The organism is Stenotrophomonas sp. YJH_SMC_131 (genome assembly GCF_059367975.1).
The window spans coordinates 1-12,767 of the sequence record NZ_JCAFRJ010000001.1; the positions used below are offsets into that span (position 1 = coordinate 1).

Genomic DNA, 12,767 nt, shown 5'->3' on the forward strand with positions numbered 1-12,767 from the left:
GGCTCGGCTCTACAGAAGGCGCGCTGCCTGCTTCCTTCTTCTGGTGGGTGCGGACCGTTGGTCCGCACTGTGCATCAGGCATCCGGACACCTGGCCCAAGAGCAGCCGAGCATGGCTCGGCTCTACAGAAGGCGCGCTGCCCTACCAGACATCATGGTGCTGCTCCTCCGGCTCATCGCCAAGCAGGCGCATCAGCCACGGTGCTCCCACCCGCTGCGGGTACGCCATCATCATCCGCGCGTGCATGTTCTGCAGATCGCCCAGCAACCAAGTCTGGTTGTAGACATCGCCGAACGGGTCCGACCACGCCGTCTGTATCCGCGCGCGCTCACCGCCGTTGAGGTTGGGCATCCTGTCCAACGGCACCTCCAGCACCGGCTCCAGCCCCCGGTTGATGGCTGCGTTCTCCGCCTCCGCCGCACGCATGAGCTCCAGCCGGTGGCTCACCTGCCAGCATGGGAAGGGGAAGCAGCTGCCCGTGGCTTCGATGTACGCCGCCATGTCGGCCAGCATGTGGGCTTTCAGCTGCCACACCCTCTCACTGTCCAGCAGTTGTCGCACCCGCAGGGTGCGCAGCGTTCCCGCGCGGACGTCTTCCGGCGTGGTGAACGGCTCGCCCGGTGTCGGGCCGCCATGGCGCACCAGCACGATGCGGTGGATCGCTTCCTGGGTGATGTTGTCCACGCGCAGCGCGGCGGCCTCCGGATGCACGCGCGGTGGCGGCACGCTCGCCACCCGCCAGTGGTACCAGAGCACCAGCACCATGCCCACCAGGCACAACAAGGTGAACTGCACCCAGCGATCCAGATTGCGGGTGTAGTAGTAGAAACGCGCCCGCCACAGATAGAACGTGCGGTAGCTGATGAATCGGCTTACCCATCGATACATTGCCATCTCCTCGGCAAGGACCCCGGCGCGGCGGGGTTCATTACGCGCACCACGCCGGGGCTGCACGGCTTACCAGCCGATGCCCACGCCGACGCCCATGCTGCGCTCACCGCTGTTGGTGAACGCACCATTGAGGCTGAAGGTGGCCGAACCCTTCTCGTTCAGCACACGCTGGTAGCCCACCGCCATCGCCGACTCACCCTCGCTGTAACCCACGCCCGCACCCAGGCGGTTGTAGGTAGCCAGGCCGGCGGTATTCATCGCCATCGCACTCTGCGCACTGCTCATCGCCGCCATGCGGTTGAAGCGCTTGTCCATCTTGTCCAGGCGGCGTTCGAAGGTGCTGATCGCACCATCGGTGTACTCGTTGGCCCGGGCCAGCATCTTTTCCAGGTCGGCGGTGTCGACCTGCGGCTTGGGCGTGTCGTCCTGCTTCGGCTTCGGCTGCGGCGTCGGCTTGTCACCTTCACCGGTAGAGGCGATCTGCGGCGAGCCGCTGGTTTCCGGCGTCGGCGCGATCTCTTCGGTGGACGGCGAAGGTGTGGATGCCGCCGCCATGGCGCGGGCCTGCGGATGATCGTCGATACGCTGCTCCAGCCCATCCATGCGGCCGTTGATCTGCTGCTGCATCGAATGCAGCTGGCCGCCATTGACCGCATCGCGGCTGCCGGCCGCGATCAGGCCGTTGGCCACGTTGGAGATGACCATGCCGTTGGCACCGGCCAGGGTGAGCTGGTGGGTGCCGTCTGCACGCACCGAGGGAGTTTCCTGGAACACGGAGCGGAGCTGGGATTCGACCTGGTTCACCCGCGAGGTGGTGCTGACGACTGCGCCGTCGAGCGCTTCCAATGCACCATTGAGCGTGGATTGGGACTGGCCCTGCACGTTGAAGCTGGGGCCGACGATGTTGCCATTGGTATCGACTTCTCCGCCGAGGGCGGACAGTGCGCCACGCAGCTGGCCGACGGTGGCGGCGTTGTGGTTGGCGGTGCCGTTGGCGATGTTTACGAGGCGGCGCTTCGTACCAACACTACCAAACGACACAACCCCCGCCTCGGCTGCATAAGAGCCGCTTCCGAGCGCGATAGAACCATCGGCCCCGGAATCGACTCTGGAACCAGCACCAAAAGCAATGGCTCCGATTGCACCGGGCTCGCCGCCCCTACCAACCTCAGCTCCAGTCCCGACGGCGAAGCTGGAATCTGAGCCTTGGAAGACAGTGGACGCCCGTCCGATGGCAATTGAGTTTTTGCCCATTGCCTCGGCGAAAGTTCCAATTGCAGTGCCACCCTCAATGCCCGTCTTTGCCAAGTTTCCAATGGCGAGACCAACCGGACCAGCCTGAGCACTGCCATGCTCAGGAGCCGTACCCACACTGACATACTGGCTGATTCCTTCCATGGCCGAAACACGGCTGTTGGTCTCATAGAGCTGACTACCGCGCACAACATCCGAGCTATCAGCCGACAGCCCTGCCTCAGCCACACCAGTCAAACGCGCACCGCCGTAGTCGATGACGCTCGCATCCAATCCACGCATGGCCTGCTCGCCCATCTCCCGCTCCTTGCGCATCGCCTCCAGATCGTTCCGATTCTGCGAGATCTTCTGCTCGGCGGCGTACAACTGACTGCCGGTTACAGCATCGCGGCTTCCTGGCGCCACTCGACCGTCAGCAAGGTTGGTCAGCACCATGCCATTCACTCCATTAAGCGCGATCTGGCTCATGCCGTCGGCGCGGGTCGAGGGTGATTCCTGGAAGATCGAGCTGAGCTGGCCTTCCACCTTCTCCGCCCGGCGGCCTGCGGTGATCACAGCGCCGTCGAGTGCCACCAGCGCGTCCTCAACGGTGCTCTGAGTTCCACTCTGTACTGCATAAGTAGGGGCAATGATGTTGCCGTTCGCATCCATGCCTGCGCCGCCGCCGAGGGTGGCGAGGGAATCCTTGAGCTGGGAGACAGTGGTGGCGTTGTGGTCAGCGGTGCCTCGGGCGATGTTTACAAGGCGGCGCTGCATGCCGACACCCCCAAATGACGCAACTCCTTCTTCATCTGCTAGGGAACTATTTCCAAGCGCCAGCGAGCCGTGAGCCCCGCTTCCAACTCTTGCGCCAGCACCAATCGCGACACCTTCATTCGCACCGCCCGCGCCTCCACCGACCTGTGCCCCGACCCCCATCGCGAATCCATTCTCGGAGTCCACAGAGACAGTTGCCCCTCTACCAATTGCAGTAGAGTTCCTCCCCATCGCCTCCGCAAATGTCCCTACCGCAGTTCCTCCCTCCAGTCCCGTCTTTGCTGAATTTCCCACCGCAACGCCTGCCGCACCCGCTTCTGCGCGCTCACTGAAGGGTGCTGAGCCGATACTCACAAACTGTGCAATGTCCTCAAGATCTGAGACGCGTGAATTGGTTGAATGCAGCTGCCTACCAGACACAGCCTCAGCACTGCTGGCGCTCAAGATCCCATCTGCCACACCACTGATCTTCCGATTGGCATTGGCGCTGTTACGCACATCCAACGTCGCACCGCTGTTCTTCCCGCCCAGGCGCACATCGCCGGACGCGGAAACCTGCGCCACCAGCCCGCCCAGCACCGCTGTTTCGGCCAGCGCCTTGGTCGCATCCGCCTTTGCCAGGGTCGCGTCCGCAGCCGCAGAGGTGGCCATGCCTTCCACAGCCACCACCTTCTCATTGGTGGCACTGAGCTGTCTGCCATTCACGGCTTCATAGCTGCTGGCACTGATCGCACCATCGGCCACGCCATCCAGTCTCCGGTTCGCATTCGCGCTGTTGCGTACATCCAGCACGGTGCCGCTGTTCTTCTCACCCAGGCGGACAGCCTCCGTGGCCGAAACCTGCCCGACCAGCCCACCCAATATGGTGGCTTCAGCCAAGGCCTTGCTGGCATCAACCTGTGCGGCGTTGGCGGTGGCCTGCGCGTCGTTGGCGGCATTCTGTGCAGTTGTTACCCGGCCGTTGGTTTCATTCAACTGCTTGCCCGTAATGGCCTCGGCACTGCTGCTGCTGACAGCGCCATCCGCCAGGTTGACGATCTTGCGCTTGATACTGGAGCTGCCGACCGAGACCTGATTGATGCCGGTGGTCTGCGAGCCGTTGCCCAGAGCGACACTTCCCGTGTGCGATGCCAGGGCGCGGTCGCCCAACGCAATGGCACTTTCGGCACCCGCCTTTGCAAGATTGCCAAGCGCCGTCGAATACAAACCCGATGCGGCGGCCTCCCGGCCAATGGCGACGGCCTGATTGCCGCTCGCATCTGCCTTGTAGCCCAGCGCGGCGGCATGGGTCGCCGCGGCCGTGGCATCATTGCCTACGGCCACGGCGCGATCGCCCACTGCCGAAGCACGCAGGCCTGCCGCCACCGCGCCGTTGCCACTGCGCGTTGCAGCACCGAGAGCGACTGCACCGGTGGCAGCGCTCTTGTCGCCGTTGGCGTCGACACTGGCCCGAGCATCTGCACCAACTGCGATGCTGTTGGTGTTGTAGGCCTTCGCCGAGCGCCCCATCGCTGCACTCGCAGCGCTTCCGCTTCCCTCCGCTTCTGCCGCCAGCCCGATGGCCGGGGCGGATGCATTCAGGCGCGCGGTTGCCGCGTCTGCGGCGCGCTGTGCATCTGCCAGCTTGGTGTTGGTGGCATTCAACTGTTTGCCGGACACCGCATCTGTGCTGGTCGTGTTCAATCTGGCATCCGCCACGCCCGTGATCGTGCGATTGGCGCTGGCGCTGTTTCGGATGTCCAGCATGGTGCCACCGTTGGATGCGCCGAGGAGGACATCTCCCGAGGTGGATGTCTCGCGCAGAAGGCCCCAAAGCGAGTTGGCCTTCGCCAGTGCGTTGCCAGCATCGATCTTCGCGGAGTCGGCGATGGAGCGCGCTCCGATGACACCGATATTGGTGGCATTCAACTGCTTACCTGACACAGCATCCGTGCTTGTCGTGCTTAGCGTGGCATCTGCCACGCCCGTGATCCTGCGATTTGCACTGGCGCTGTTGCGGACATCGAGCACTGTTCCGCTATTGCTCCCGCCGACGCGGACGTTACTGGAAGGAGACGTCTGATTGAGCAGACCGGTCACGATGTTGGCTCTGAGCAGGGCGGTGTCTGCGGTCGACTGGGCCACGTTGGCGTCGCGCAGCGCAGCGCTGGCATTCGAACTGGCGGTGCCTGCCACGCTTCCAATGGCGCTGACAGTCTGGTTTGTTTCGTACAGTTGCCCGCCCGTTACAGCATCGGTGCTCCCATAGGACGTACTGCCGCGGGCAACGTTGACGATTCTCCGTTTGTTGCTCGAACTCCCGACCGATACGATATTGTCCTCATAGGCTGTGGAACCGTTTCCCAGGGCAACCGAGTTATAGGCCAAGGCATTGGCACGGTACCCCAGTGCCACCCCATCGTATCGAGCGACCGCCTGATGGCCGATTGATACAGCACCGGAAACGCCACTCGTTCCAGCACGAGCGTCTGCGCCAATGGCAATGGCACCCACGCCGCCATTGGTGGTGACCTGCGCGCCACTTCCCACCGCTACGCTGTTGACGCCGCTGCCCCAGGAATTGTTGCCCAGCGCCGTCGAGCCCAGACCATGGGCACGCGCATTCGAACCCACCGCGGTGTTGTAACCACCGGTCACCTCGACGCGGTAGCCAAAGGCAGTGTTGTGATCGCCGTTGCGCTTGATACCGTCCCCCCAGAGCGTCTCACCTACGGCCAGGAGACCGGCGCGGGAAAGGTCACCTGTTGCCTTGAGCGACGAATTCATGCGCACCGTGTTCGTCGCAGAAGCATCCGGCGCGCACTCGGTCTGTTCGGACTCGCAGTGCGCAGGCTCCATCGCCTGCGCCAGCGGCAGGAAGAAGAAACAAGCAGCCAGTACAGCGCAGTTTCCCGACAAGCGTGCTCCGCCACCCTGCGGTTTCCCGCGCAGTGCACTCAACTCACTGCCAACCACCCAGCACTGCTTGGCGGCACTCCAGATACGACGATAGATGTGGTTCATGCTCTCTCCCTTAACAGGACATCGGAAATGAGGCCCCGCGAACAGCGCGGGGCCAGAACGTTCAGGCGCTCGGCGCCAGGGTGGTTACGTGCTCGCGGTAGCCGTCCTTGGACAGGCGGTAATGCAGCTGCACGGTGTTGCCCCGCTGAGGCTGGAACGGCAGCTTCAGCTCCGCATCCGGGTACAGGCTTTTGGCAAAGTCGTGGGTCGTGCAGGCACCACTGCCAGTGCACTCGGCCAGCCCTGTGATGCCGACCCGCAAGGTCCCCACGTTGCGCAGGGTGTCGCCCTGCAGTTGCAGATCCACGCTGCCATTGGCGGGCAGCACGTTCACCAGCGCACCCCAGACCAGGCTGACGCCGACGTTGGCCTGTGCCGCCTGCTCGTCACCCTCGAGCAGGGTCCCGTCCGGTCCCCTGACACCCTCGAAGTAGACGCGGTAGGCCACTTCCTTCTCCACGCTGCGTAGCGGAATCACCCGGATCAGGCGATTGCCTCCGCCAGTCAGTGCGAACTTCCCAGGGGTGATGGCGACCGCGGCGTCGGCCGCCTCCATTTCCACCTCTTCCTCGCCAACCTGGGCAGGATTCGAGATGCGCAACAGGCGTGCCTGCACGTACTGCGGCTGTGTGGAGTGCGAGTAGACGCGGATCTGCGTACCGCGCTTGCCATCGACGGCCGCGCGCATTGGATGGATGGAGAGGTTGGCATGCGCCGGCGGCGCTAGCAGCGCGCTCAACGGCAACAGACAGAACAGCAGCTTCTTCATGATGAGGCTCCGTGGTGATCAGGGTTTGGCGGTCGGCACGCGCAGCTCTACCGTCAGCTCGCCGTCGTAAAGACCGGGCCGCTTGCTGGCGATGGGCGTAGGCGGCGTTTCCAGCACCAGCGGGGTGGGCACGCAGTACACGGGTTGATTGATGCCCGGCAGCATCACCAGGCGCAGCTGCGCGCTGTCGATGCCACGCAGCAGCTGTTCCTCGCCGTGTTTCATGGCCAGCAGGTTTCCGCCGTACTTCAGGCCGACCTGGTAGTCCAGGCGCTGGGTGTCATCACTGCCGCCATCCCCGTGCCAGACCGCATAGTCACGCCCTGGTGGTGGCCGTGGACCGCTGTCGCGCACGGTGACGCCGAGGAACTCGCTCTGCGAGCCCACGCCGTCGTACAGGCACATGTCCACTTCCTTGTAGCCGCCGACCATCTTGCGGATGGGGTCGTAGCGCAGGTCCATGTTGACCAGCGGCGCGATGCCATCGAAGCCAGGAAAGTAGATCGAGATCGCGTCGTAGTCGGTGACGGTGAAATCGAAGTTGAAGGTGGCTGTGGCGACAGGTGCTGCGGCGGGATCGGCCTTGATGTTCAGGCGCATCGCGGCCTTCCAGTGGCCTGCCACGAGCCGCGCAAGCTCAGATGCCGGAACAATCAGAGCAGCACCTGTGCCGATCGGTTCGTCAGATGCACATTGGTACCAGAATACGCTGTTCAGAATGTGCTTCTGACGGTCCCAGTAATCGAAATTGCAGCGAGGACCCGACATAACTCGCTGCAGGCTTCCTACCGCGCGAATCTCCGTACGCAGACCAGTCCTCAGTTCAACGAGACGCAATGCTATCTCTGTTGTTCCCCCTGACGAGCTCGGCTCACCTTCCGTCGGGCACCGCCCAAACTCACTATCAGAAGCAGATCCACAAACCACATGGATCTGCCCATACTTGAACGCCAGATCGTGACTGAACCCCAGCACCGTCCGCGGCGCCCACAGCTCCACATCACCCGGCACCGCCGAGCGATCCCAGCTCATCACGATGTCCCGGCTCTGGTCAGTCGGATGCGTCTCCGGCGGCCACTGCGCCCACGCCCGTGGCATCACCAGAACCAGCGCACACACCAGCATCAACACACACATCCAACGCCGGCTCATGGCGCACCTCCTGCAGCAGCGGTCTGGGGCGTGGCGGCGATCAACGCGCGTTCCTGCAGCAGGCGGGTCACGCGGGCCTGCTGGCGGATCTCGGGGGGCAGCTGGGCCACGGCCAGCGGCTCGCAGTGCACGGCGCCGACCAGCAGCACCACCTGGCGGCGCTCGCGCACCTGCAACGGGCAATGCAGCAGACGGTCGTCCTGCAGCAGGTACAGCGTTGTTTCGCGGCGCGGGAAATCGGCAACGAAGCTGCCGTTGGCGCTGGTGCCGGGCACCGGCGCATTGAGGATGCGGGCGCCGCCCAGGGGCGCCCCCGCAAGGTCCTTGGCGTTGCCGATGAAGGTGTAGGTCACTTCGATCGGCACTGGCATGCGCATCAGCTTGCCGGGCGTGAGGAACATCGGCCGTGCACCGCCCACGCCGGTCACGCGGATCGCGGCGATGCTGTCCAGCGTGCTGGCATCCTGCACTTCGGCGCGCTGCGACTGATAGGCCTGCAGCGGCAGCAGCCGGCGCTCGCCGATCTGCAGACGCTGTCGGCGCAGCCCACCCACCTGCAATTCCGCGGCCACGCCATGCAGGTCGGCATCGTCGAAACCGTCCACCTGCACGGCCAAGCCGGCCTCGGCGCCGTTGGCACCGCTCCAGTAGAAACCACGACGGCCCAGTGCGAAGCCGGAGCTGTGGCTGCCGCTGTAGCCGGTCTCGCCACGCCCGCGCTGCTGATAGTGCGCGATGCTGGCGGTGGTGTTGCCGATGCCGTTCTGCAGCTGGCCACTCAGTGACGCGCTGTAGCGATCGTTGTTGTTGGCGCGCAGTTCGGCGTTCAGCTCCCGATAGTGCGTGTCCCGGTCCTGGCGCAGGCTCTGGCCCACGCTGTAGTCGATGGCCGGGCGCTGATGCTGCGGCTGGCGCACGTCCACCGCGTAGCGGCGCTGGCCGCTGCTGTCATGGTTACGCTGCAGGCGGGTCAGGCTGAGGTTGAAGTAGATGCCACGGTCACGCTCGTTGCTGCCGCGCACGCTGTCGGTGCTGCGCTGCTGCCATAGCCCCACGCGCGTGGACACGCTGAAGTCCTGCCAGCGGTGGCTGCGGCTGAAGCTGGCCTGCCAGGTCCGGCTGAGCACGGGCTCGCGGCGCGGCTCCAGCGGACCGGGCGGCAGCAAGGGATCCAGCCCGAACAACGGGTCCTGCTCGAATTCAGGCCGATGCCAGCCGGTGCGCCAGGTCTGGCGCCGGGTGTAGCCCACGTAGACGTTGCCGCCGGCCAGCGGCAGCGACATCGAACCGCTGAGTGAGTTGGTGCAGCCCAGCTGGTCGCGCGCATCGGCCTCGAACTGGCAGGCCTTGCCGCGCATACGCTGCTGGTAGAGATTCCACGACGCCTTGCGCCGGTACGACAGCTGGTGCTGCTGGCCATTGCTGCCATCGCTGCCGCGCATGCCGCTGAGCGTGGCGCGCATTTCCTGGGTGGCCAGCACGCGGCGCAGGTCCAGGCGCAGCTCGCCGTAGCTGTGGCCGCCGAGGTTGGCGGCACCCGCGGTAAGTGCGGCATCGCGGCCCAGCGGCACGCGCACGCCGGCCATCGCCACACTTTCACCATCAAAGCGATCACTGCGGCGCTCGTTGCGGCGGCCGCCCTGCACGAACCACTGCCACTGGCTGTTGGTCCAGTCGCCGCCCTTGTCGAACGGCGCCTCCTCGGTGCGCACCAGCACACCGTCCTCGTAGATGCGCATGCGCACCAGGTAGTTGCCGAAGGGGAAATTGCGGGTGTCGATCTGGTTGATGCCGGCCTGCAGGTAGAAGGTCTGCAGCAGGCGCTCGCCGTCGAAGACATCGACGCGGGCATCGCGCGCCAGCAGCACGGTCAGCGGCGTCGCCTGCACGGCGGCGTCGGTGTCCACGTAGGCCTGGGTGGTGCCCACGCGCGCGCCTTGGAAGCGGTCCAGCGGCAGCATGCTGAAGCTGAAGGTGCCACCCTGCGGGCTGGACAGGTTGCGGCGATCCATGCGCCCGAGCTGCAGGTAATGCGCCTGGCCCAGGTCATGGCGGTAATAGACGTTGTCGAACTGGAAGTCGTCGTCACTTCGGCTGCGGTAGCGCTGCTGGGTGTAGTACCACTCGGCGGACAGATGACCGCGGTCGAACAGGCCCAGCGTGCCCACGCCGCGCGCGGACAGTGCCTGGTTATCGCGACCACCGCTCACATTGAGCGTCTGCTGGTGCAGGAAGGCGTTCTCGGCATTGGCCGTGACCGTGTGGTAACGCTCCGCTGCCGGCTCGCCGGGAATCCACTGCCGCGCCACGAACAGGCGCACGGCGCCCTCGCCTTCGTCGTACAGCGCGCGCGCCGCGGTGGGCTCTTCGGGCGGGTCCAGATAGCCGCACCCCGCCGTGGCGCCACCAAAGCGGCAGGCCAGGTGACTGTTGCGCGGCAACGGTTGCGACAGCGCCGGTAGCAACGCGGCCTGTGCTTCGGCAGGCAGGGCCAGCGCCTGCAGCACGCGCGCAGGATCTTCCAGCTGCACGTGCTCCAGGGTCACGCGCACCGGCGACAGCCCGGCCGAGCGGCCGAACAGCTGGATGTCGAGTTGTTCGGTCTGGCCATCGACCAGATCCTCGAAACCGGCGGGCACGCCGCGGGCCGCCACCAAGGGAGCAACCATTGCCAGGGCGAGCGCGACCGCCAGCCGAGTGACGGCGGGGGCGTGTCGAATCATGGGGGTACCGCTGTAGAAGCGGCCGGCCCGGCGTGCGGACCGGCGCGCGGGGATTACGGCGTGGTGGCCTTCTGGTTCAACACGACGCTGACGATGCCGGCGTAGCGGCCCTTGGTGGCAATCGGCGCCGGCGTGGTCTGGGCAATGGTCAACGGCATCGAAATCGAGGCGCCCGGAGTGGAGCCGGCGCCGGTGAACAGATCAGCCGCCTTGTACTCGATGGCAGTGGTACCCAGTGCGCGGTTGTTGAGGCTGATGGTCATCGGCACGGTGACGGCGCCGGTCTCGTTGGCCAGCACGAATGGACCGTCGATACGGGCCTCGATATCGGCGGTTTCATCGTTGGAGTGGATGCGGACGCGCTGGGTGTCCGGAATCAGGCCGCGCAGCGGATCGTGGGTCAGCGTGACCAGGTCCGGCAGCGGGGTGCCGTCATCGCGCAGCAGCGCCAGGGTCGGGTCGACGTCGGCGTAGACGGAGATCCTGGTTTCAACAGCGTGCGCGGACAGCGAAGCAGTGGCCAGCGCTGCAGCGAGCGCGGCCTTCTTGATAATGGCGTGCATGATTGTCTCTCTCGGACAAGGGGGAATTTGAAAGCTCCCCTCCCCAAGGAGAAAAGGGAGGGAAGCGCCGCCCGCGGGGATGGGTGCGGGCGACGGAGAGAATGTTAGAAATCCATTGCCATGCAGGCCATTCAAGCATTCCTAAAACGTTGAACGTTAAGGAGAATTTTTGAAGGCGCTCTATGTTTGAGGGTTATGCAATTTCCCTCACTGTTTGAATGCAATAAACCTCATTGCATTGCGTTTGTAGAGTCGGGCATGGCTCGACTCTACTGTGGGGCATCCACGCGTGGCGTGGATCTGCGGGATGGCATCAGGCCGCCTTTCGGCGGCCTGATGGCACGGCGCGGTGGCGTGCGATCAGAAGAAGATCGCGTACAGGATCAGCAGCGGAATCGGCACGCCCAGCAACCAGAGCAGAATCATCTTCATGGCAGGTCTCCTTGCATGGAAGGGTGGATTACAGGTCGCGGCGGCGGCCGCCCCAGGTGGCGCTGAGGCTGGCAAAGAACGCGCCGATCAGCAGGGTGATGAAGAGCCACAATGCGGCGTAGGCGGTCGCCTTCCGCGCGTCGTCGGCAGCCTGCTTGGCGGTATTCCTGGCCTTCTGCAGCGCTGCACGCATGCGGGTCTGCACATCGGTCACGCGGGCCTGCGCTTCAGCCGGGCTCATCCCGGTCTCGCGCGCGATCAGCTGTGACAGGTACTGGGTATCGGCCGGATCCAGGCCTTCCCCCTGCAGGCTGTTGACGATGATGCGGTTCACTTCGGCACGCACTTCGCGGCGATCGCCGATCGGACCGTTGCCCGGCGCCGGTCGCGGCGGTGGGGCCATGCGCGCGTCGCGCGGACCGGCGCCCGCTGCCGGCGGTGGCGCGGCATCCGGGTCCATCGGTGCGCCCGGCGGCGGCGCTGCGGGATCGGCCGGCCCTGCGTGGGTCGTGCTGCGGAACAGCGCATCCACCCAATAGTCGAGGTCGCCTTCCGGTGCAGCCGCCACAGCGCCGCTGGCACCGGCTGCAGCCACGCCGACGGTGGACGCAGCGGCACCGGCAGTGGCGCCGGCCACCTTTGCGCCCGCACCCAGCACGCCACCGATGGCCGACGTCAGCAGGCCCGCGGTCAGCAGCGTGGCCACCGCCCACGACACGAAGCCGTGCGCGGTGTCGCGGAAGTAGGTTTCGTCGCCGTGGATCTGCGTCCACTTGGTACGCAGGCGACCCGCCAGATAGCCACCCAGGCCGGAAGCAGCCAGCGCGGTGAAGGTGAGCCAGGCGATGCTGGACCAGCCGAAGGTTTCCTTGCTGACGCCTTCGAACGACCAGGGCGACACCGACGACAACCCCAGGCCCACGCCGAGGATCAGCAGGATGAGAGAGAGCGCAGCGGCGGCGGCGGCGCCAGCGAAGATGGCTCCCCACGACACCGCGCTTTCGCTGGCGGGAGGAACGATGGGGGCAGTGACGACAGCGGCGACGTCAGCGCCGAGCGGGCCGCGCTCGGGTGGGTCGAATCGGGTACTCATCGGGATGGACGCTCCATTTCAGGTGCTGCGGATGCAGCTGGCGTCCTGAGGCTGCGCGAGCGCTTGTGAAGCTGGTGAGACCCCTGAATCACGCGGTCTTGTCGCGTTGAAGAGCGTGCCAACCAAGGTTG

At 65.3% G+C, this 12,767-nt stretch carries 7 protein-coding genes; all 7 read right to left on the reverse strand.

Features of this window, described 5'->3' with window-relative positions; translation table 11 throughout:
• Positions 1-141: 141 nt before the first annotated feature.
• Positions 142-888, reverse strand: a complete 747-nt coding sequence (locus tag AC5P56_RS00005; protein ID WP_445978744.1) for a hypothetical protein — start codon at positions 886-888, stop codon at positions 142-144.
• A 69-nt stretch (positions 889-957) separates the two neighbouring features.
• The gene (locus AC5P56_RS00010; RefSeq protein WP_495231373.1) at positions 958-5,904 is read right to left on the reverse strand and encodes an ESPR-type extended signal peptide-containing protein; all 4,947 of its coding nucleotides are present in this window, start codon (positions 5,902-5,904) and stop codon (positions 958-960) included.
• A 61-nt stretch (positions 5,905-5,965) separates the two neighbouring features.
• A complete protein-coding gene (locus tag AC5P56_RS00015; RefSeq protein WP_481453521.1) occupies positions 5,966-6,673 on the reverse strand; it encodes a pilus assembly protein in 708 nt (235 codons plus the stop codon).
• A gap of 18 nt (positions 6,674-6,691) precedes the next feature.
• Positions 6,692-7,825: a CblD like pilus biogenesis initiator family protein gene (locus AC5P56_RS00020; protein WP_049404505.1), complete on the reverse strand. Its 1,134-nt coding sequence runs from the start codon at positions 7,823-7,825 to the stop codon at positions 6,692-6,694.
• Positions 7,822-10,548: a TcfC E-set like domain-containing protein gene (locus AC5P56_RS00025; protein ID WP_495231374.1), complete on the reverse strand. Its 2,727-nt coding sequence runs from the start codon at positions 10,546-10,548 to the stop codon at positions 7,822-7,824. The genes AC5P56_RS00020 and AC5P56_RS00025 overlap by 4 nt, the downstream gene beginning before the upstream one ends.
• A gap of 53 nt (positions 10,549-10,601) precedes the next feature.
• Positions 10,602-11,111 carry a CS1 type fimbrial major subunit gene (locus AC5P56_RS00030; RefSeq protein ID WP_227864377.1) on the reverse strand — a complete coding sequence of 170 codons (510 nt, stop codon included), beginning with the start codon at positions 11,109-11,111 and terminating at the stop codon, positions 10,602-10,604.
• A 460-nt stretch (positions 11,112-11,571) separates the two neighbouring features.
• The gene (locus tag AC5P56_RS00035) at positions 11,572-12,636 is read right to left on the reverse strand and encodes a hypothetical protein (RefSeq protein ID WP_445391887.1); all 1,065 of its coding nucleotides are present in this window, start codon (positions 12,634-12,636) and stop codon (positions 11,572-11,574) included.
• Positions 12,637-12,767: the final 131 nt, after the last annotated feature.

Bases quoted from the DNA above. Each gene is read 5' to 3' on its own strand.
- AC5P56_RS00005 (WP_445978744.1), bottom strand. From the start codon at position 888: ATGTATCGATGGGTAAGCCGATTCATCAGCTACCGCACGTTCTATCTG.
- AC5P56_RS00010 (WP_495231373.1), bottom strand. From the start codon at position 5,904: ATGAACCACATCTATCGTCGTATCTGGAGTGCCGCCAAGCAGTGCTGG.
- AC5P56_RS00015 (WP_481453521.1), bottom strand. From the start codon at position 6,673: ATGAAGAAGCTGCTGTTCTGTCTGTTGCCGTTGAGCGCGCTGCTAGCG.
- AC5P56_RS00020 (WP_049404505.1), bottom strand. From the start codon at position 7,825: ATGAGCCGGCGTTGGATGTGTGTGTTGATGCTGGTGTGTGCGCTGGTT.
- AC5P56_RS00025 (WP_495231374.1), bottom strand. From the start codon at position 10,548: ATGATTCGACACGCCCCCGCCGTCACTCGGCTGGCGGTCGCGCTCGCC.
- AC5P56_RS00030 (WP_227864377.1), bottom strand. From the start codon at position 11,111: ATGCACGCCATTATCAAGAAGGCCGCGCTCGCTGCAGCGCTGGCCACT.
- AC5P56_RS00035 (WP_445391887.1), bottom strand. From the start codon at position 12,636: ATGAGTACCCGATTCGACCCACCCGAGCGCGGCCCGCTCGGCGCTGAC.